Source organism: Candidatus Limnocylindria bacterium (assembly GCA_036523395.1).
Lineage (GTDB): Bacteria > Chloroflexota > Limnocylindria > P2-11E > P2-11E > CF-39.
On record DATDEH010000124.1, the window covers coordinates 34,315 to 54,695 of the forward strand.

A 20,381-nucleotide genomic window follows, 5' to 3' on the forward strand; every position below is an offset into this window, starting at 1 on the left:
ACACGAGACGCCGATCTCCGATGATCCCGATTTGCTCGCGATTCCAGCGACGCGCTCACCCAACACCTCCCCCGAACGGGGTATGGAGCGAGCCGCCACCGTGTAACCACACTATCCTCGATGGCCGTGACTCAACGCGTCCTTATCGTGGCACTCGCGCTCGTCCTCGCCGCATGCGGCGGGACGGCGAAGCCGCCGACGCCGACCGCGGACCCGCTTGCCGGTCGTTACACCGCGAGCGGCGGCGGTGGCGCGCTCGCGGCCGTCACCGCCCTTACCGCTAGATTCTCTGAGCTACACCCCGGGGTGAAGTGGCAGGTCGAAGAGGTCGGCTCGGACGCGGGCGTGAACCTCGCGACGACCGGCGCCGTCGACCTGGGATTCACGAGCCGAGCCCTGACCGCCGATGAGGCCACGAAGCTGAAGTCGGTCGGCATCGGCCTCGCCGGCACATCGGTGATCGTGAACGCCGCGAATCCCGTGAAGGATCTGACTCGCGATCAGGTGAAACGGCTCTTCGCCGGAGAGATCACCAACTGGAAGCAGGTCGGTGGTGAGGACCTTGACGTCAAGGTCTTCGTCCGCGAAGCGAACGCGGCGACGCGCAGCTCGTTCGAGCAGTACTTCTTCGGCGGCAAGGCGACGTACGCAAAGGACGCGACCGAGGTGTACGAGCTCGAACAGACGCTGAAGTCCGTTGGGTCGTTCCGTGCGTCGATCGGCATGGCCACCGCCAACCAACGGACAGCGACCGAGCCGACCGTCAAGCTGCTCTCCATCGATGGCGTCGCTCCGACGCCCGAGAACCTCGTGAACGGTTCATACAAGATCGGCCGTCCGCTCCTGCTCGTGTTCCCCACAGACCAATCGAAGCTGCGCGCGGGGATCAAGGCCTTCCTCGACTTCGTGCGCAGCCCCGAAGGACAGCAGATCGCCGCAAGCGCGAACTGATATGGACCGCTTCGTCAGCAACGTGACCTCGTTGCTGCGGCCGAGCCTCCGGCGCACGCTGCTCGCACGCAGCTTCGTCATCGGGATCCTCCCGATCGTCATCATCGGCGGCCTCGCGATCGGGGTGTCGCAGCGGCTTCTGCTCGACCGCTTCAACGACGAAGCCCAGGTCGTCGCAAGTGCGACCTCCAACGGCATCGCGGAGCGCATCACGCTCGCCTCGCGTGGGAGCGCCGTCCTTTCCGCGGTTCCAGGCATCCGCGAGCTCACCGCCGCCATGGACGCGGACGGACTGCGGGAGCTCCTCATCCCACTCAAATCGCGTCTCGGTCTTGACCTGGCGTTCGTCTCTGATACGGACGGCGTCATCATCGCCGGCGCGCAGGACTTCGCGCCGGGTGACAAGCTCCCGGCGGAGCTGATCGTGCGCGCGCAGGCGCGCGCGGAGCAGTCGTATGTGATCTACACCGAGGCGCGCGGGCTCATGATCAGGGCGATCACGCCGGTCTCGTCGGGAACCCCGGCGAGCGCTCCGGGTTTCGTGGAGACAGGCTCCTTGCTGGACAACAGCTTCCTCAAGACGCTGCGGGCATCATCGGACTCGGAGACTGCCATCCTCGTCGACGGTCAGGTCGTCGTGTCCTCGATGTCCGGCCTCGACGCCGCGGCACTGCCCAAACCAACAGAGACCGATCTGCTCGTGGGACCGTACCGCTCCGAGGTCGTTCTTGATGGTCGTCGCTACGCCGCGATCTTCACACTGGTCCAGTCTCACTCGAGCCATCCCCAGCAGCTCGCGGTCTTCCTCCCGCTGGCTCCGCTTGAGGAGGCGCAGCGTCAGATCGCGGCCGCGGTCGTCCTCGGCGGCATCATCCTGGGCGCTCTTTCGCTCCTGTTCTCATACCGCACCGCACGTGCGATGACGATGCCGCTCGCGCGACTCGCGGCCGCGGCACGACGCATCGAGGAAGGCGACCTCGCGACACCGGTCGCCGGTGGATCGCAGCACGAGATCGGCCAGCTCGAGCACTCGTTCGGATCGATGGCCGGTGCGCTCTGGACGCGCGATAACCGCAACGATGCGCTCGTCGCCGAGCTTCGCGCGGCGAATGTGAAGCTCGAAGAGGCGAACCGCTTGAAGAGCGAGTTCATCGCGAACGTCAGTCACGAGCTCCGCACGCCGATGAACGCCATCATCGGCTACACCGACTTCCTTCTCGAGGGCCTGAACGGGCCGCTCACGGAGTCTCAGTCCGCGGACCTGAGCCGTGTGCGGACGGCCGCGCACAACCTTCTCAGCATCATCAACGGCCTGCTCGACCTCGCGAAGATCGAGGCCGGGCAGATGGAGGTCCAGCCGGAGTACGTCGATATCGCGACGCTCGTGGCAAGTGTGATCGATCTATTGGAGGAATCGGCGCGAGCGAAGCAGCTCACACTGCGCTCTGACGTGGACTCCTCGCTCCCGCAGGCGTGGGCGGATCCGCAGCAGATCCGGCAGGTCCTGGTGAACCTTGCGGGCAACGCGATCAAGTTCACCGCGAAAGGCGAGATCGTCATCAGCGCCGCCGTCGTGAGCGGTGCGCTCGAGGTGGTCGTTGCCGACACCGGCGAAGGCATCCCGACCGAAGCGCAGGCGTTCATCTTCGACGAGTTCCGGCAAGCCGATGGTTCCTCTCGCCGGCGTCATGGCGGCACGGGTCTCGGCCTCGCCATCGCACGCCGGTTCGTGTGGATGAACGGCGGAAAGATCTGGGTCGAGAGCATCACCGGCCGCGGCTCCCAGTTCCACTTCACCGTGCCGATACAGGCCCGCGGTCATAGAGCTCCGGAGGCCGCGCTCAGCCTGGAGAGGTGATCCGCTCTCGCAGCAGGCGGTTCACGATGTCGGGATTCGCTTTTCGGCCCATACGCTTCATGACCGGTCCGACGAGCGCGCCAAGCGCGCGGGCGTTCCCGGCCTTGTAGTCGGCGATCGCCTTCGGATTCTCTTCGAGCACCGCGTCCACCGCGGCGGCGATCGCGGTCTCGTCAGAGACCTGCGCGAGACCTTTCGACTTCACGATCGCGTCGGGCGCTGCGCCGGTCTGCCACATCTCCGCGAACACGTCCTTCGCGACCGACCCGGAGACCTCGCCCTTCTTCACCAGCGCGACGAGCGCGCCCAGCTGTGCGGGCGTGATCTTCGCTCCGGCGACGGAGCCGCCGTCATTCTTGAGAAAGCGCAGGAACTCTCCGGTGACCCAGTTCGCGACCGTCTTGGGCTCCCCGCCCGCCGCGCGGACCGTCGCCTCGAAGAAGTCCGCAAGCGCGCGGTCGTCGACCAGGATGCGCGCGTCGTAGTCGGACAGGCCGTACTCGCTCGTGAAGCGCGCGCGGCGCGCGGTCGGCAGCTCCGGGATGGCGGCGCGAAGGCTCTCGACATCGGCACGGGTCGGCGCGAAAGCGACGAGGTCGGGCTCCGGAAAGTACCGGTAATCCTGGACGTCCTCCTTCGATCGCTGCAGGAAGGTCTGCTTTCGCTCGGGACTCCAGCCGACCGTGATCTTGCCCTTGCGCGTACGGATCTCGCCGCCCGCCTGCCACTCCTGCCACAGCCGGTCGGCCTCGTAGGGCACGGCCTCCTCGAGGGCGGCGTAGCTGTTCATGTTCTTGATCTCGCTCTGCGGCGGCCAGCGCACCATGCCAGCCGCCTCCGTGAAGCGGATCGAGACGTTCACATCGAACCGACCCGCGCCCTGTTCGAAGCGCACCTCCGACACGCCCGCGAACACGAGCACTTCACGCAGCGCGCGAACGTAGGCGAGCGCCTCCTCGACCGATGTCATGTCGGGCTCGCTCACGATCTCGAGCAGGGGCACGCCCGAGCGGTTGAAGTCGATGAGCGAATAACCATCGCCGTGCTTCGAGTTGGCGGTGTCCTCCTCGAGGTGCGCGCGGGTGATCCCGATGCGCTTCGCGCCCGCTGACGTCGTGATCTCGAGCCACCCTTTGACGTTCAGCGGCAGGTCGTACTGCGAGATCTGGTACCCCTTCGGCAGGTCGGGGTACATGTAGTTCTTGCGGTCGAACTTCGTGTGCCCGGGGACCTCGCAGTTGAGGGCGAGGCCGGCGATCATCGCCAGTTCGATCGCGCGCTTGTTCGGAACGGGCAGCGCGCCCGGCAGGCCGAGGCAGACGGGGCAGACGAGCGAGTTCGGCGGCGCGCCGAACCACTTCGCGGCGCACCCGCAGAACATCTTCGACTCAGTGGCGAGCTCAACGTGCGTCTCGATGCCGATGACGAGCTCGTACGGGCGTTCGCTCACGGCTGTTGTGGCTGCGGGATGCCTGTCGGCACCGGCCCGGTCGTCCGATCGGAAGCGCGGACGAGCCGGCTGAGATTCACGATCAGGCGGTCGTCGCTCATGGAAACAAGATACTGGTCGAGGTCACGCCCGCCACCCTCCACCGTGCGTCCTGCTCCGGTGAACGTCGGTGCGTGACCATCCCGGCAATGCGCGATGAACGTTCGCTGCTCGACAGACGCGAGACCCATCATGTCGATCGTGCACGGAGCACCGTTGTCGACCTGCAGCGACCACGCGCGCCGGAACGCGTAGACCTCACCTTTCGCCGGCTGCACGAGCCAGAACTCGCGGTCGGCACCGAGAAGCGGCGCGGCTACAAGTTTCGGCGGCGCGCCGGCAGCCGGAAGGTCGCCGATCGCGAGCACGAGTCGATCGCCGGGCACCAGCGCCGGCGGCGTCACGATCTGCGGCGCGATCGCGAGCAATGACACCACCAGCACGGCGATGAGCCCGCCGAACAGCAGTCCGGCGATCAGCACGTACTGCTTCCACACCGGCGTGGGGTCGAGCGACTCCGCTCCCGCCCAGTGCTCGGCGGGCTGATCCTCGTGACGCGTGCCCATCCCTAGCTCCGCTGCTTGACGAAGCGCTCGATGCGGTCGCAAGCATCCACGATCTGCTCCATCGACGACGCGTAGCAGGCGCGGATGTGTCCGCGGCCGCGCTCGCCGAACGCGTTGCCGGGCACGACGACGACGCGCTCTTGCTTCAGCAGCTGCTCGCAGAACTCATCGTCGGATAGACCCGTCGAGGTGATGTTCGGGAAGCAGTAGAAGGCGCCGCGCGGCTCGAAGCAGTGCAGGCCCATCGCATTGAAGCGGCGCCACATGTATTGACGGCGCCTGTCGTACTCGCCGACCATGCGTTGGACCTCGGGCTCGCCGGTCTTCAGGGCCTCGAGCGCGGCGTACTGCGCGGCCGTGGGCACGCACATGACCGTGTACTGATGGATCTTCATCATCTGCTCGATGATCTCGGCCGGAGCGCACGCATAGCCGACGCGCCAGCCGGTCATGGCGTACGACTTCGAGAACCCGGCCAGGTAGATCGTGCGCTCCTTCATGTCGGGCTGCGACAGGATCGACTGATGCTCGGTGCCGTACACGAGGCGGTCGTAGATCTCGTCCGCATACACGAGGAGGTCGTGCGCCGCGGCGAGCCGCGCGATGCCCTCGACGTCTTCTTTCTCGAGGACCGCACCCGTCGGGTTGTTGGGGAAACCGAGGAGGATCGCGCGCGTGCGAGGCGTGATCGCCGCCTCGACGTCGGCTGGCGTGAGACGGAAATCGTCCTCCTGCCGCGTTGGCACCGCGACGGGCACGCCGCCCGCGAGGACGATGCCCGGGACGTACGCGACGTATGAGGGGTCGGCGAGGATGACCTCGTCGCCCTCGTTCAACGTGGCGCGCATCGCGAGGTCGACAGCCTCCGACACTCCCACGGTCACGATGATCTCGCGCGCCGCGTCGTAGCGAACGCCGCGCAGGCTCTCGGTGTGCTCGGCGATCGCCTCGCGGAGCGGACGGATGCCGTAGTTCGACGTGTACTTGGTCTTGCCCTCTTTGATGGAGCGGATCGCCGCCTCGCGGAACCGCTCTGGTGTGACGAAGTCCGGCTCGCCCACACCGAGCGAGATCGCGCCTTCGACGCCGGCGATCAGATCGAAGAAGCGCCGGATGCCGCTCGCGGGGATGCGCGCGACCTTCGCGTTCGTGAGCGGACGGCGTGCGACCTTCATGCAGCCACCTCCGGACGCATCTCGTGATGCTTGGTCGCCCTCTCGTAGGCGGCAGCCACGCGGAACATCGTGGCTTCCTGGTACGAGTTCGCGATGACCTGCAGCCCGATCGGCAGACCCTCGGAGAGGCCGCACGGCAGCGAGACGCCGGGCAGGCCGCTGATGTTCACCGGCAGGGTGAAGATGTCGTTGAGGTACATCGATAGCGGATCGTTCACTTTCTGGCCGATCTTGAACGCGACGGTCGGCGAAGTCGGCGTGACGATCGCGTCGACCTTCTCGAAGACGCGATCGAACTCCTGCTTGATGAGCGTGCGCACCTTTTGCGCCTTCACGTAGTACGCATCGTAGTAACCCGCCGACAATGCATACGTGCCGAGGATCATGCGGCGCTTGACCTCGGGGCCGAAGCCCTTTCCGCGCGTGCGGCGGTACGTCTCGAGGAGATCGGGTCCGTCGACGCGGAGCCCGTAGCGCACGCCGTCGTAACGCGCCAGGTTCGCCGACGCTTCCGCCGGCTGGATGAGGTAGTAGACCGCGAGGCCGTGATCGGTCAGCGAGAGCGACACGTCGACGAGCTCTGCGCCCTGGCGCTCGAGCTCCCGCAGCGCGTCGCGCACTGCGCGCTCGACGTTCTTCTCCATGCCCTCGATGAAGAACTCCTTCGGCACGCCGATACGCATGCTCTTCACACCGCGGTCGAGCTCACGCCGCAGGTCCTCTTTCGGAAGCGGCATCGTCGTCGCGTCGCTCGGATCTTTGCCGAAGAGCGCTTCGCAGACGATGGCGCAGTCCTCAACGCTGTTGGTGAACGGCCCGACCTGGTCGAGCGACGACGCGAACGCGACGACGCCATAGCGTGAGACGCGTCCGTAGGTGGGCTTCATGCCGACCACGCCGGTGAGCGCGGCTGGCTGGCGGATCGAGCCACCGGTGTCGGTGCCGAGCGCGAAGAGCGCCTCACCGGCCGCGACGGCGACCGCGCTTCCTCCCGAGGATCCGCCCGGCACTCGGTCCACGCGCCACGGGTTCTTCACCGGACCGAACGCGGAGTTCTCGTTCGAGCTGCCCATCGCGAACTCGTCGAGATTCGTCTTGCCCATCATGACCGCGCCGTGTTCATCGAGGCGCTCGACGACGGTGGCGGAATACGGCGGAACGTAGCCCTCGAGGATCTTCGAGCCGGCGGTCGTCGCGACGCCCTTGGTACCGATGATGTCCTTGCACGCCCATGGGATGCCACAGAGGAGCGGCGCGTCTCCGGCGCGCAGGCGCTCGTCCGCCGCGCGGGCCTGCGCCCTGGCTCGCTCGTCTGATAGGAGGAGCCAAGTGTTGAAGCGGTCGGCGTGCGCGGCGCGCAGCGCGATCTCGGCGAGCTCGAGCGCGGTCGTTTCGCGGCGACGCAGCAGCGCGGCTGCCTCGGTAATGGTGCGCGGCAGGTCTTTCATCGCTCTTCGAGGATCTCCTGGACGAGAAAGAACTCGCCGTCCCGGCCGCCCTTTGGCGCGTTGGCGAGCGCCTCGTCTGTCGTGAGGCCGGGACGGATCACGTCATCGCGCTGCACCCCCACGAGCGGAAGGGTCGATGCCGTCGGCGAGACCTGGCTGGTGTCCACGGTCTTCAAGCGCTCGACCGCGTCCAGCACGACGGAGAGCTGCCCGGTGAAACGCTCGATCTCCTCTTCGGTCAGCGCGATACGCGCCAGATCGGCGACATGAACGATCGTGGCGCGATCGATGGGCACGAGACCAGTTTAGGAGCCGTTCTGGGCGCGAGCCGCCGGCGTTACGGTTGATGTGATGGGTCTCGAGAGGCATCTCGTGACTTTGCCGGTCTGCGCAATCTTCGTCGCGGCGGTCTGCGCCTGCGGCGGCGGCAACCAGACTCCGGCGTCGACGCCGTACGGCGAGGCGAGCCCGACGTCATCAGCGCCGTCGGCGCAGCTCGTCCTGCCGACCGACCCGCAGCAGCATCCCGCGCAGAGCCGCACACCACACGTATTCGTCATCGTCATGGAGAACACCGGCCTCGACAGAGCCCTCCGGTCGCAGCCGATCGCCCGGCTTGCCTCGGCGAACGCGCTCGCGGCCAACTACCGCGCGGTGGCGCGACCCAGCCTGCCCAACTACCTGGCTCTCACATCAGGCAGCACCTGGGGCATCGTGGACAACGACTATCACTCGCTGCCGGCGGCGGACCTCGGGACGCAGCTCACGACCGCGGGAGTCACTTGGCGCGCGTACATGGAAGGGATGACCGCTGAAGCCGGCTGCATGCGCAGTCTGTATCCGTACGCCCTCAAGCACAACCCGTTCGCGTACTACGGCGGCGCGTGCCCGTCGAACGTGGTCCCCTTCGAAGCGCTCGATGCCGACCTCGCGGGCGTTACGCCCAACTTCGTCTGGATCACGCCGGGTCTGTGTCATGACGGCCACGACTGCGCCATCGACGTCGCAGGAACGTGGCTCGACGGGCAGGTGTCACGGATCGTGTCGTCCGATGCATGGCGTTCGGGCGGGTTGCTCTTCATCGTCTGGGACGAAGGCGACGGCGGCGACAGCAACCTCGTGCCGCTCATCATGCTCGCCAAGGACGCGACCGCGGCGCGCATCGAAACGCAGTACGACCACTACTCGCTCCTCGCGACCATCGAGGACATCTTCGACCTTCCGCGACTCGGCGCGGCCGGGGCGGCGCGACCGCTCTCGCGGATCGCTGCCGGAACTCGCTGATCTAGGAGCGCGTCTCCAGCTTCACCAGCCGGCCATCTGGATCGCGCACCGCCATCTCACGTGTGCCCCAGTGCGTTGCGGCGAACGGCGCGACGACCTCGGCCGGTCGCGCGGGTGCGCTCTCGTCAGTCGCGGAGAGGTAGAGCTCGACCGCAGGCTCGCGGTCGGCGGGCACCTCCGCGAGATAGATGTACGGCCCGCCGCCGGTCGCGCGGAGCATCCCGGACGTGCCACGGTCGTCGTCGAGCTGGAAGCCGAGGGCGCGCCAGAACGCGACGCTCTTCCCCCAGTTGTGCGTCTCGATGTAGATGTGGTGGACCCGGTCCGCCGCCATCGCTATCTCCCCTTCTTGCGCTTCTCGCGGTCGAGGTAGTCGCGGAGCGCCGCGGCGACGAGCGCGGACAGGCTCATCTCCCGGTCGATCGCGACGTGCTTCACGTCACGGATGAGCTCGACCGGCAGGTATACGTTGAACTGCCGTATCTCGTCTTCGGCCATCTAATGTACTAGTATCCTAGCAACGCGCTGGCCGAGCACGATGACGCCAACGACGACGGCACCGATCGCCGCGATCAGCACCATCGCCGCGCCGACGTCCTTCGCGGCTTTCGCCAGCGGATGACGCTCGGGCGACGCCAGCGTCACAATGAGCTCGATCGCGGTATTGAGCGCCTCGAGCGCGAGGACGAGCGCAGTGGCCAGGACGAGTACCGCCCATTCGAGGGCGCTGGCGCCGAGCCACGCGGCGACCGCGATCACGATCGCACCGATCACGATCTCGATCTGCGCGCTTCGCTGAGTTCGTATCAGGTATGAGATGCCCTCGAGCGCGAAACCGAAGGAACGCAGCAGGCTCACACTCCGGAGTGTGGCTGACATTGGCATCCTTCCGCGCGACGCCGTCGCTCGCAGGCTGAACCGCGAGCTGTTCGTGGCGCTCGGCAGCACCGCCGCGGTACTGCTGCAGATGGCGCATCCGCTCGTCGCCGCGGGCGTGGATCAACACTCGGACTTCCGACGCGATCCCTTCGGCCGCTTCCACCGCACCGCCAACACCTCGCTCGATGCGGTCTTCGCCGACACGAAGCGCGCCAAACGCGCGCTCCGACGTATCGACGCGCGCCACGTTGCGGTACGCGGCACCGCCGTCGACGGACGCCCTTACCGCGCGCAGGATCCGCACCTCCTCCTATGGGTGCAGGCGACGCTGGTGCTGACGTCGCTGCGGTGGTACGAGCTCGTCGCCGGACGGCTCCCGCCGGCGGACCGTCAGCGCTACTGGGACGAAGGCAAGGTCTTCGCCCGCGAGCTCGGCGTGCCCGACGAGCTCTTCCCGCCGACCATCGGCGATCTCGAGCGGTACGAGCGCGACACGCTCGAGACGGCGGCAGTGCCCGACATCACGAGCCGCCTCGTCGCCCGGACCGTGCTGCATCCGTTCGCCGTGCTGCCCGACGCGGCCTACTGGCCGACCGACGTCATCGCTGCCGGACTTCTGCCACCTTCGCTGCGCGAGGCGTTCGAGCTGCGGTGGGGCACCACGGAGCGGTTCTTCTTTCGCTTCGTTATCCACGCGATGCGCATCTGGCGTGCGGTCGCACCGCGGTGGCTGGCGATCGTTCCGCACGCCCGCCTCTACGACCGGCGCGTCCGCTAGGAGGCGTCCTGAGCCGGGCGTTGGGTGAGCGGGGCGGCATCGGCCGCCCCGCTCGCCGCTTCTCGCCTCCCTGCGGAAAGAACGAGCCGTTGCGCTCGTGACCGAGCAGCGCTGTTATCACGGTCTGACCAGCCGGATTCGACTGGAAACTGAATCCAGTCTTGGTCACGGACCAGTCGATGTGGGCGCCCGTGGTCAAGAACTCGCCCGCGAAGCCCGCGCTCGTGTCACGGATCGTTCGCTGCGACGTCACGCCACTGAACCCGAGATCACATGTGACGACCGAAGGCGTGCTGGGGCCTGGGAGCCCAGGACCTCCGCCGCCGAACAGTGCGTTGACGAGCGTCCGTGGTCCCGCATCGCGACGTTCGTCATTGCGTAGCGCGCCGTGCCGGCATCCAGGTCCACCTCGACGACACTTGCCGGGGCGCGGAAGGTCCAAAGGAGGCCCCCTGCGCCGAAGCCCGGATTGTTGTCAACGATCTGATGCGTCCCCGCAGTGAAGGGGTCGACGACCCCTCGATAGACGTCGAGTCAGACGAACGCGAAGGTCCCCTGGTGCACACGGCCGTCGGTCCCGGGTGCCGACGCCGGTGCCATCGACGACCGCGGCACCGACAGCTCCGTTGAAATCTGTGATCGCGGATGGTTCGATGCCGATGCCAACACCGTTGATGTGAAGTCCCCCGAAGGCGGGATCTCCGGCGACAGGTGTGGGTGTCCCAGGTCCCGGGGCGCCCGCCGCCGCCTGAAGCGGCGCGAAGGCCGCCGATGCGGTCATGAGCGCCGTGGTCGCAGCGCCCGCCTTCAACAATTCGCGCCGCGATAGGGCATGCCGTCTCGCGTGGGGCGTGATCAGCTGCGCGAGTCGCGTAGCTGCCAGATTCCTCATACGCTGCCTCCCTCCCCTTTGTAGCGGCCGAGCAGTACACCCGAGTAGCTAGCCGGGACTCCTTTTGGGGCTGCTGCGGATCAGCGTCTGAAGGGTCGCGAGCTCTTCGGCTGTCTCACGCACGCGCCGGATTGTCGCGCGTCGCTTTGAGCATTGCGGCGGAGTGAGGCGCCAACGTGACGTCGTAGCCTTGCCGTCGCCGGCCGACATCCTGACGCTCCCAGAGATCTCGGACGAGCGCCGTGTCGGAGATCGAGCCGCCAACGAGGTCCCACGTCACCTCGGCGCGCGCAGCTGTCTCCCCGCGGTTCAACAGGACGACGGCCCGCGCGCCACCGGCGAGCTCGCGGACCCAGACCTCGACATCGCGCGCGCGATCCACGCGTCGGCCCTGCCTTCCGAGCGGATCCTGGTCCACCGCGATGACCTCGGGTGCGGTGAGGATCGCGCGGGTCGCGTCGCTCATCTTGCGCAGGTCGTTGCCCGCCATCAGCGGAGCGGCAAGGATCGCCCACAGCGAGAAGTGCGCGCGGTACTCGGCGTCGGTCATCCCGCCGTTGCCGACCTCGAGCATGTCGGGGTCGTTCCAGCGGTCGTGCCCGGCGAACTGAGCGAGCGCGTCCTGCCGGTCGAGGATGTCGATGACGCTGTCCCACCGGTCGGCGATGTCGTGTGAGGTCCGCCAGAGATGCCCGACGCTGCCACCCCACTCCCATGGCCGGTTGCGACCCCACTCGCAGATCGAAAGGACCATCGGCCGGCGGGCTGAGCGGATCGCCTCCGACCACGTCGTGAACGTCGCGCGCGCGTCGAGCCCCTCCGTGTGGCACCAGTCGACCTTCATGAAATCCACGTTCCATGACGCGAAGCGGCGCGCGTCGACGAACTCGCGCCCGCGGCTGCCGGGGTAGCCCTGGCAGGTGCGATCGCCGGCGCAGGTGTACAGGCCGAAGCGCAGGCTGCGTTCGTGGAGATAGCCAGCGAGGGCGCGCATGTCGGGGAAGCGCCAGAGATTCGGCTCGAGATTGCCGTCGTCGCCGCGGAGGCTGCCTTCCCAAGCGTCGTCGACGACGACGTAGCGGTAGCCCGCGTCGCGCATGCCGCTCTCGACGAGCGCGTCGGCTGTCTCACGCACGAGCTGATCGGACACGAAGGGGCCGAAGCGATTCCAGGAATTCCAGCCCATCGGCGGCGTCGGCGCGAGGCCGTCGCTGAGCGCGCCCAGTCCCATCTACTTAGAGCGGGGTCCGGCGGCTGGTCAGTCCTTCGGGTTGCCGCTGGGATCGAGCGAGACGAAGTACGACTCGCAGGCCATCTCGACGAGCTGGGACGTGAGCGCCGGCGGTTGGCCGAGGAAGCGCGCGGTGTCGATCAGCTGCTCGATGATGTCGCGCGGGTGGCACGAGCGAAGCCCGATGTTCTTCGTCCGGTAGATCGCGAGGATCTGGGACATCGACTCGGCGCGGTACTCGATGTTCTTCCGCGCGCACATACGCTTGAAGATCTCCTCGTACTGCGCGACCGTCGGCGCTTCGATGCCGATCTTGTAGCGGATGCGCCGCAGGAACGCTTCGTCGACGAGGTCGGCCGGGTCGAGGTTCGTCGAGAAGATGATGAGCATGTCGAAGGGGATCTCGATCTTCTTGCCGGTGTGCAGCGTCAGGTAGTCGACGCGCTTCTCGAGGGGGACGATCCAGCGGTTCAGGAGGTCCTTGGGTGACACGCGCTGCCGGCCGAAGTCGTCGACCATGAAGATGCCGCCGTTCGCCTTCATCTGGAACGGCGCCTCGTAGAACTTCGAGGTCTCGTCGTAGATGAGGTCGAGCGTCTCGAGCGTGAGCTCGCCGCCGGTCATCACGATGGGACGCTTGCTGATGATCCAGCGGTGGTCGAAGCGCAGCCGGTCGGACGCAGCCTGCTCCATGACCGGACGGTGGTAGACCTGATCGAAGACCTTGATGACCTGTTGATCGATCTCGACCGCGTACGGCAGCACGACCTCACCGCGCATGAGTGATACGAGCACTTCGCCGATCGTGGTCTTGCCGTTGCCGGGAGGGCCGAACAGAAAGATCGACTTGCCGGAGTTCACGGCCGGCCCGAGCTGCGCGAGCGTCTCGCGCGGGATGACCATGTGCGCGAACGCGCGCGCGAGGTCCTCTGGTGTGACGTGGATGTTCGAGATGGACTGGCGCTGCACCGCGGCGATGTAGGTCGCGAGCGGCACCGGCGCCTTGCCAACGTATTGGCTGCGCTGGAGCGCTTCCTGCGCCTTCTCCGATCCACGGTCGACGATGACGAACTGGTACGACGCGGACGAGATGCCCGCGCCGCCACGGATCTCCACCAGACGCTCGGTCTTGAGGAAATCCATGATCTTGTCGGTCACGCCCTGGATCGAGAGACCGAGCGCGCTCGCGAGTTCGGCCATGGACATCTGGCCGCGCAGATAGAGCGTCTTCAGCGCGAGGTCCGCGAGGAAGCCCAGCGTCAGTCCGGTCTGCTCGACTGTCTGCGGCTCGGGTGGCAGCGGGATCGCCGGCATCTCCGGATGCATCGCGGACGCGGCGCCCGCGGGGGCCGCGGGTCGTGTCTGCGTTTGCGGTTGGTACAAGTTCCTCTGAACCCCTTCCTGAATGCCTAACGGAGCATAGCGTCGAAGGTCGCCTCGTCTACCACTTTGACACCCAGCTGATGTGCTTTCTCTAGCTTCGTGCCCGCGCCAGGTCCCGCGACGAGCAGATCTGTTTTCGCGCTGACGGAACTCGTCGTCTTTCCTCCGAGCGAGCGCACGATCGCCTCGGCTTCCTCACGCGAACGTCGCTCGAGCGTTCCGGTGAACACGACCGTCTTGCCTGCGAACGGTCCGCTTGCCGCGACCGCGCGCGGTGTTGGGAGGATCGGACGCAGGTCTGCTTCGCTGAGCCGATCGAGGAACCGCTGCTCCTCGGGCTGCTGGAAATGCTCGCTGATGCTTTTCGCGACGACCTCGCCGATGCCGCTGATCTGCTGGAGCTCTTCCGCACTGGTACCGCGGAGGACGCGCAGCACGTCACCGAAGGACGGGTCCTCGGGGAGTCGACCGACGAGCCAGTGCGCGAGATCGTCCGCGGTCGTCCAGCCGAGGTGCGGCACGCCGAGCGCGTTCAGCATTCGCCCGAGCGGCCTGCGCCGGGCGTTCTGGATGCGCTCGTAGATGTTCGACGCGCTCTTCTCGGCGAAGCGATCGAGATCCATCAACTGTTCTTTGGTGAGGAAGAACACGTCCGCCGGATTGCTCACGAGTCCGCGCTCCTGAAGCTGCGTGATCAGCGCCCAGCCCATGCCCTCGATGTCGAAGCCGCCACGTCCAACGAAATGGCCGATCCGTTGTCCGGTCTTCGCGGGACATTCCGGATTCCCGCACCGGTACGCGACCTCGCCCTCGACGTGTTCGACGCTGCCGCCGCACTCGGGGCAGCGCTCGGGCATCGCGAACTCGGGATACGCCTTGCCCTTCTCGCGCGCGTCATGCTCCGCACGCACGACCTCAGGGATCACGTCGCCGGCGCGCTGGATGATCACGCGGTCCCCCACGCGCACGTCGAGCCGGCGCACCTCGTCGAGGTTGTGTAGCGTCGCGCGCTTCACCGTCGTGCCACCGACCACCACCGGCGCGAGCCACGCGACCGGCGTGAGAACACCGGTCCGCCCGACGTACACCTTGATGTCCTCGACGGTGGTCGTCACCTGCACGGCCGGGAACTTGAAGGCGGTCGCCCACTTCGGGTTGTTCGAAACGAATCCGAGCCTCTCCTGATCCTCGATGCGATCGACCTTCACGACCACTCCATCGGTCCCGTAGTCGAGGTCGTGCCGCTTCTCCTTCCATTCCGCGATGAACGAGAGCGCTTCGTCGATGTCCCTGGCGCGCTTCCAGTGCGGATTCGTCCGCACACCAAGCTCGCGAAGCCGCTCGAGGAGCTCGTGCTGTGACGCGACGTCGAGGCCTGCTGCGGAATACGACCACATGGCGAGATTCCGCTTCGCTGTCGCGCTCGGGTCGAGCTGCCGCACCGCACCGGCGGCCGCGTTTCGCGGGTTCGCGAAGGGCGGCTCGCCGCGCTCGGCGCGCTCCTTGTTCGTCGCCTCGAACGACGCGGTCGGAAGGTAGACCTCGCCACGGACATCCACGCGACCAGGGACCGCCTCGCGGAACGTCAGTGGGATCGACTTGATCGTTCGGAGATTGGTGGTGACGTCCTCGCCGACCGAGCCGTCACCCCGCGTCGCGCCCTGGACGAACTTGCCGTCCTGGTAGGTGAGGTTGATCGCGAGACCGTCGATCTTCAGCTCACAGACGTAGCCGACGTCGTCGCGACCGAGACCCTTGCGGACCCGCTGGTCGAACGCGCGGAGCTCCGTTTCGTCGAAGGCGTTGGAGAGCGACAGCATCGGCCGCGCGTGCTCGACCGGGGCGAACCGGTTCGACGCCGGCGCGCCGACCCGCTGCGTCGGCGAGTCGGGCGTGACGAGCTCGGGATGTTTCGCTTCGAGCTGGCGGAGCTCGCGCATGAGCGCGTCGTACGCCTCATCCGCGATCGTCGGCTGGTCGAGGACGTGGTACTCGTAGTTCGCCTTCTCGATCCGGCCGCGCAGCTCCGCAATGCGTTTCTCTGTCGACGACGTGGCCATGCTGCGATTCTCGCTCAGCCGGTCGTGCTAGCGTCGGCGACGATGGCCTCCGCCCCTCCCGTCACCGAGATCGACCTCACCGAGTTCTCCGAGATCGTCGACAACGCCCGCACCGACGGCGAGCGCGGCCAGAACACCGGTGCGGTCGCGACGGCGAACGACGGACGCCCCGACGTCGCACTGAAGGGCAGCCTCATGGTCTGGGATGCCGACCACCTCGCCTGGTGGGAGCGCGGCCGCGCGGAGACCGAGGCCGCGGTGCGCGCCAACCCGCAGGTGGCGGTGATGGTGCGGAACATCGTGCGCGACCGGCGGACGCTGCGCTTCTATGGCGAGGCGCGCATCGTCGATGACGCCGAGCTGCGCGAGCGCGTCTGGCAGCGCGTGAGCCAGGTCGAGAAGGACACCGATCCGGAGCAGCAGGGGGTCGCTGTTCTGGTGCGCATCGACCGCGTGCGCGCCGGCAAGTTCGACATCCAGCGGCGCTAAGTCTTCGCGCGCGCGGCTTTCTTCTGCCGGGGACTCATCGTCTCCTGTGGCGGCTGCCACTTCGAGTTCTCCCGCCCCGGACGGCCACCGTACCGCGGATCAGGGACGGTCTCGCGGCCTTGAATCGACTTACGTGCCCGGCTCGTGACGCCGGTCTCCGGATCCTGGCGACCGATCTTCTGCGCACCCCTCGCCGCCCGCTTCGATGGTGTTTCCCCGCGACCTCTCGCTCTCTCTGCACGCGACTTCGGCATGACGCCCTCCTGGATCCCGTTCGACGCGAGCGTACGCTCCACCGCGTGGACGAGTCGTCGGTCGAGCGGACGCTCGCGGAATGCGAGCAACAGCTTCGCGCGGGTGGAACGCCTGACCTCCGTGCGCTCGGCTTCTGGCGCGCTGTCGCCGCGGTGAAGCGACACCCCGATCTGGTGGGCCCATACGCGACGCGGATCGCGACGATCGATCGGGCGGTGTTCCGCCGCCGTGTCCGGCTCGCGTTCCCGGTGGTCCTCGGCGTGATCGTTCTCGACCTGGGGCTGTTCGGCGGACTCGTCCTTCTGGGTGTCGCGACGCTCGTCGATCATCACTGGCGCGAGATCCTGGTGCTCGTCGCCGCCGGCGCGCTCGACGTGACGACCCACGGCCTCGCCCACCTCGCCGTCGGCACGTTCGTGGGGATCGACTTCACCGATTGGTTCGTCGACCTTCCGAAGCGACCGCAGCCCGGCTTCAAGATCGACTACGCGTCATACCTGCGCGCGTCACCGCGGCAACGGGCCTGGATGCACGCGGCCGGCGCGATCGCGACCAAGCTCACGCCGTTCCTGGTCATCCCGTACGCGATTGCGATCGGTGCGGAGACGTGGGCGCTGCTCGTCCTGCTCGCGGTCGGCGTCGCCCAGATCCTCTTCGACGTGCTGTTCTCGGTGAAAGCGTCCGACTGGAAGAAGTTCCGCCGCGAGATGCGACTCGCTCGTTAGGCCTTCGCGAGCTTCGCGAAGGATGCCATCAGCTTCTTCACGCCTTTGTCCGGGAACGCGACGACGACCTCTTCGTCGTCGCTACGCACCTGGCTCGACACGACCACGCCGCTCCCGAGCGACGGGTGCCGCACGTGGTCGCCGGGGCGGAACTTCGTGTCCGACGGCGCGACGCGCCTCCGTGGCGTTTCGACACGGCCGGTCCACGCGCCGGGCAGGCCGGCGAGTGCGGCCTCGCGGCGCGCGGCCTTCCGCTCCTCGTAGCGCTCACGGTCGCGCTCCCAGTCGAGATCAGCCCACACGTCGCGCTCCTCCGTCTCGACGCGGCCGCGGTGCTCGATGCCCTCCGTCGGGAGCTCGAGCAGGAAGCGGGACGGCGGATTCTCGTTGGTCCGCCCGAACAGCATCCTCCGACGCGCGAAGGTGAGGAACGCGCGGTCCTTCGCGCGCGTGATGCCCACGTAGGCGAGTCGGCGCTCTTCCTCGATCCGGTCCTCGTCGTCGAGCGAGCGCGCGTGTGGGAACACCCCGTCCTCCATGCCGGTCAGGAAGACGATCGGGAACTCGAGGCCCTTCACCGCATGAAGCGTGATGAGCGTCGCGACCGGTTTCGCCTCCGCGAACTCATCCTGATCCGAGACGAGCGCGACCTGCTCGAGGAACGCGGGCAGCTGCTCCTCCTGCGGGAGCGTGAGGAACTCCTCGGCGAGGCTGCGCAGCTCGAGCACATTCGCGTGCCGCTCCTCCCCCTCCTCGGTGCCGTCCTTGAGATACGTGCCGTAGCCCGTCGCCGCGATGACAAGGTCGATGAGCTCCGGCATCTCGAGGCGAGTCGCCTCATCGTGCAGCTTCACGACGAGCCGGCCGAACGCGGTGAGCGCGGTCTGCTGCCGCTTCGGGATCTCCGCGATCTCCTCGGCGCGGAGGAGCGCCTCCGTGGGCGTCAGCTCGTTCGCGCGCGCGAAAGCCATCAGTCTCGCGCGCGTCTTGTCGCCGATGCCGCGGGGCGGCGTGTTGATCACGCGAGCGAGGGCGACGCTATCGAGCGGGTTCCTCACGATCCGCAGGTAGCCGAGCGTGTCCTTCACCTCTCTCCGCTGATAGAAGGACACGCCGCCGACGACCTGATACGCCAGGCCGAAGGAGCGGAACACGTCCTCGATCGCGCGCGACTGCGCGTTCGTCCGGTACAGCACGGCGACGTCGCGGTTGTTCGTCACCTCGCCCTGCCGCTGCAGGCGCTCGATCTCGCGCGCGATCGCCTCGGCCTCGTGGTGCTCGTCGAACGCCTCCATCACCACGACCGCAGGACCGCCCTCACGCTTGGTCCAGAGCTTCTTCTCTTTCCGCGCCGCGTTGTTGCGGACGACGGACCACGCGGCGTCGAGGATCTTCTGTGTGCTGCGGTAGTTCTGCTCGAGCTTCACGACCTTCGCGTTCGGGTAGTCCCGCTCGAAATCGAGGATGTTGCGCACGTCCGCGCCGCGCCAGCTGAACACGCTCTGGTCGTCGTCGCCGACGACAGCGAGGTTCTGACGGAATCCCGCGAGGTAACGCAGCAGCACGTACTGCGCGCGGTTCGTGTCCTGGTATTCATCGACGAGGATGTGCTGGTAGCGCTCCTGCCATCTCTCGAGCGCGAGGTCGCTCGTCTCGAACAGCCGGCAGACGAGAAGGAGCAGGTCGTCGAAGTCGACGGCGTTGTTCTCGCGGAGCAGCGAGTCGTAGCGCTGCCAGACGAGCGAAGCGATCCGGTCCAGCTGATTACGCGGCGCGTTCGCCAGGTCGGCGGCACCCTTGAGCTCGTTCTTCGCGCCGGAGATCACGTTGCCGATGGCGCCCGGCGTGAAGAGGCGCTCGCTCACGCCCTGCTCCGACATGGCCTGGCGGAGCAGGGCCCGCTGGTCGCCCTCGTCGTAGATCGCGAAGGCGCGGTCGATGCCGACGAGCGGGCCGTCGCGCCGAAGCAGGCGAGCGCAGAAGGCATGAAACGTCCCGACCGTCAGGTCCTTGAGCTGCCCCTCGCCGAGTAGCCGCTCAAGGCGCTCCTTCATCTCCCGCGCGGCCTTGTTCGTGAACGTGACGGCCAGGATCGAGTGCGGCGAAATGCCGAGGTCACGGATCAGATAGGCGATGCGGTGTGTGAGCACGCGCGTCTTGCCCGATCCGGCGCCGGCCAGGATGAGCAAGGGCCCGTCGCCGTGCGTGACGGCGGCGCGCTGCTCGGGATTGAGAGGGTCGAGGATGGGATCGGGCACCGTTTCGATGGTATGTGCGACAGGCACTTGTGGATGGAACGTGGAAATTCCCGCGAGTCCGTGGAGAACGCGCGCCCGTCTTTGTGGAGAAGGGGCTTTCCTGCGAGGGTGAGCGGCGTCAGATTGCTCGCCATTCCCGGGGAGCTTGCGTCTGGGGGAGACATCTCCCGGCGCCGGAACCTCGGGATTTTTCTTGCCGATCGATCCGCGCGAGCGGCGCGCCTTCATTACGGATGCGCTGTCGATGACGTGTTGAAAAACCTGATCCGTTTGTGGACGACTTCGCCGGCGGTCCGTGGATAAGAGGGTTGTCGCTGTCTAGCTCGCCAAGTATGTTTCCTCTCGTCCCGAGGGGACTGTCAAAGGGAACGGGTCCGAGATTCCATCAAGGGCACCGGTCCCCGGGAGCGCAACCGGAGATAGCATCAAAGGCGGTCCGAGAGGATATCGAGGATCGGCTCCACGGCCAGGCTGCTGAGCATCGATGCAGTGGCAGGGCACGGAGGCAGTTCGCTCGGGACGCTTTTTGTTTCCCCTCATCCGGCGCTGGACGCCGTCCGTACAGTCGTCGCAGATGCCGAACACTTCCGACCAGCCTGACGACGTCCTGATCGTTGCGCTCGCCGAGCGCGACCTGGGCGCTCTGGCGTCGCTCTACGA

Annotated in this window: 18 protein-coding genes; 6 read left to right on the forward strand and 12 right to left on the reverse strand. The window is 67.1% G+C overall.

Annotated elements, in window-relative coordinates; all coding sequences use genetic code 11:
* Window positions 1–126 precede the first annotated feature (126 nt).
* On the forward strand, window positions 127–951 hold the full coding sequence (locus VI056_15710) for a phosphate ABC transporter substrate-binding protein (GenBank protein HEY6204466.1): 825 nt from the start codon (window positions 127–129) through the stop codon (window positions 949–951).
* 1 nt (window position 952) lies between these two features.
* Window positions 953–2,809, forward strand: coding sequence for an ATP-binding protein (locus tag VI056_15715; GenBank protein ID HEY6204467.1), 1,857 nt, complete (start codon window positions 953–955; stop codon window positions 2,807–2,809).
* Here the strand turns inward: VI056_15715 and gatB are convergent.
* The 5 genes from gatB to gatC are packed head-to-tail and all read right to left on the reverse strand — an operon-like array spanning window position 2,793 to window position 7,783.
* A complete protein-coding gene (gene gatB / locus VI056_15720) occupies window positions 2,793–4,259 on the reverse strand; it encodes an Asp-tRNA(Asn)/Glu-tRNA(Gln) amidotransferase subunit GatB (protein HEY6204468.1) in 1,467 nt (488 codons plus the stop codon). The two genes, VI056_15715 and gatB, sit on opposite strands and share 17 nt — an antisense overlap.
* Complete coding sequence (locus VI056_15725; protein ID HEY6204469.1) at window positions 4,256–4,864, reverse strand: hypothetical protein; 609 nt, start codon at window positions 4,862–4,864, stop codon at window positions 4,256–4,258. The genes gatB and VI056_15725 overlap by 4 nt, the downstream gene beginning before the upstream one ends.
* A gap of 2 nt (window positions 4,865–4,866) precedes the next feature.
* Window positions 4,867–6,039 carry an aminotransferase class I/II-fold pyridoxal phosphate-dependent enzyme gene (locus VI056_15730; GenBank protein ID HEY6204470.1) on the reverse strand — a complete coding sequence of 391 codons (1,173 nt, stop codon included), beginning with the start codon at window positions 6,037–6,039 and terminating at the stop codon, window positions 4,867–4,869.
* A complete protein-coding gene (gene gatA / locus VI056_15735; protein ID HEY6204471.1) occupies window positions 6,036–7,487 on the reverse strand; it encodes an Asp-tRNA(Asn)/Glu-tRNA(Gln) amidotransferase subunit GatA in 1,452 nt (483 codons plus the stop codon). The genes VI056_15730 and gatA overlap by 4 nt, the downstream gene beginning before the upstream one ends.
* Window positions 7,484–7,783 carry an Asp-tRNA(Asn)/Glu-tRNA(Gln) amidotransferase subunit GatC gene (gene gatC / locus VI056_15740; GenBank protein ID HEY6204472.1) on the reverse strand — a complete coding sequence of 100 codons (300 nt, stop codon included), beginning with the start codon at window positions 7,781–7,783 and terminating at the stop codon, window positions 7,484–7,486. The genes gatA and gatC overlap by 4 nt, the downstream gene beginning before the upstream one ends.
* A gap of 55 nt (window positions 7,784–7,838) precedes the next feature.
* Here gatC and VI056_15745 point away from each other — a divergent pair, with 55 nt between their 5' ends.
* A complete protein-coding gene (locus tag VI056_15745) occupies window positions 7,839–8,771 on the forward strand; it encodes an alkaline phosphatase family protein (GenBank protein HEY6204473.1) in 933 nt (310 codons plus the stop codon).
* A 1-nt stretch (window position 8,772) separates the two neighbouring features.
* Here the strand turns inward: VI056_15745 and VI056_15750 are convergent, their stop codons facing one another.
* The 3 genes from VI056_15750 to VI056_15760 are packed head-to-tail and all read right to left on the reverse strand — an operon-like array spanning window position 8,773 to window position 9,629.
* Window positions 8,773–9,105 carry a VOC family protein gene (locus VI056_15750; GenBank protein HEY6204474.1) on the reverse strand — a complete coding sequence of 111 codons (333 nt, stop codon included), beginning with the start codon at window positions 9,103–9,105 and terminating at the stop codon, window positions 8,773–8,775.
* Window positions 9,106–9,107: 2 nt separating this feature from the next.
* The gene (locus tag VI056_15755; protein ID HEY6204475.1) at window positions 9,108–9,269 is read right to left on the reverse strand and encodes a ribbon-helix-helix protein, CopG family; all 162 of its coding nucleotides are present in this window, start codon (window positions 9,267–9,269) and stop codon (window positions 9,108–9,110) included.
* Window positions 9,270–9,629, reverse strand: a complete 360-nt coding sequence (locus VI056_15760; GenBank protein HEY6204476.1) for a diacylglycerol kinase family protein — start codon at window positions 9,627–9,629, stop codon at window positions 9,270–9,272. It lies immediately after the preceding gene.
* A gap of 10 nt (window positions 9,630–9,639) precedes the next feature.
* On the opposite strand from VI056_15760, the gene VI056_15765 reads away from it, so the two are divergent.
* Window positions 9,640–10,428 (forward strand): oxygenase MpaB family protein, encoded by a 789-nt coding sequence (locus tag VI056_15765; protein ID HEY6204477.1) that lies wholly within the window; start codon window positions 9,640–9,642, stop codon window positions 10,426–10,428.
* Between the two features lie 1,007 nt (window positions 10,429–11,435).
* Here VI056_15765 and VI056_15770 read toward each other — a convergent pair.
* Genes VI056_15770 through ligA form a run of 3 tightly spaced genes read right to left on the reverse strand, consistent with a single transcriptional unit; the run spans window position 11,436 to window position 15,994 of the window.
* The gene (locus VI056_15770) at window positions 11,436–12,551 is read right to left on the reverse strand and encodes a glycoside hydrolase family 27 protein (GenBank protein HEY6204478.1); all 1,116 of its coding nucleotides are present in this window, start codon (window positions 12,549–12,551) and stop codon (window positions 11,436–11,438) included.
* Between the two features lie 27 nt (window positions 12,552–12,578).
* On the reverse strand, window positions 12,579–13,934 hold the full coding sequence (locus VI056_15775) for an ATP-binding protein (GenBank protein HEY6204479.1): 1,356 nt from the start codon (window positions 13,932–13,934) through the stop codon (window positions 12,579–12,581).
* 26 nt (window positions 13,935–13,960) lie between these two features.
* Window positions 13,961–15,994: an NAD-dependent DNA ligase LigA gene (gene ligA, locus VI056_15780; protein ID HEY6204480.1), complete on the reverse strand. Its 2,034-nt coding sequence runs from the start codon at window positions 15,992–15,994 to the stop codon at window positions 13,961–13,963.
* A 42-nt stretch (window positions 15,995–16,036) separates the two neighbouring features.
* On the opposite strand from ligA, the gene VI056_15785 reads away from it, so the two are divergent.
* Entirely contained in the window at window positions 16,037–16,483 is a 447-nt protein-coding gene (locus VI056_15785) for a pyridoxamine 5'-phosphate oxidase family protein (GenBank protein HEY6204481.1), read from the forward strand.
* Between the two features lie 299 nt (window positions 16,484–16,782).
* Window positions 16,783–17,463: a hypothetical protein gene (locus VI056_15790; protein ID HEY6204482.1), complete on the forward strand. Its 681-nt coding sequence runs from the start codon at window positions 16,783–16,785 to the stop codon at window positions 17,461–17,463.
* Here VI056_15790 and VI056_15795 read toward each other — a convergent pair.
* A complete protein-coding gene (locus tag VI056_15795; protein HEY6204483.1) occupies window positions 17,460–19,721 on the reverse strand; it encodes a UvrD-helicase domain-containing protein in 2,262 nt (753 codons plus the stop codon). The genes VI056_15790 and VI056_15795 overlap by 4 nt on opposite strands.
* Between the last annotated feature and the right edge of the window lie 660 nt (window positions 19,722–20,381).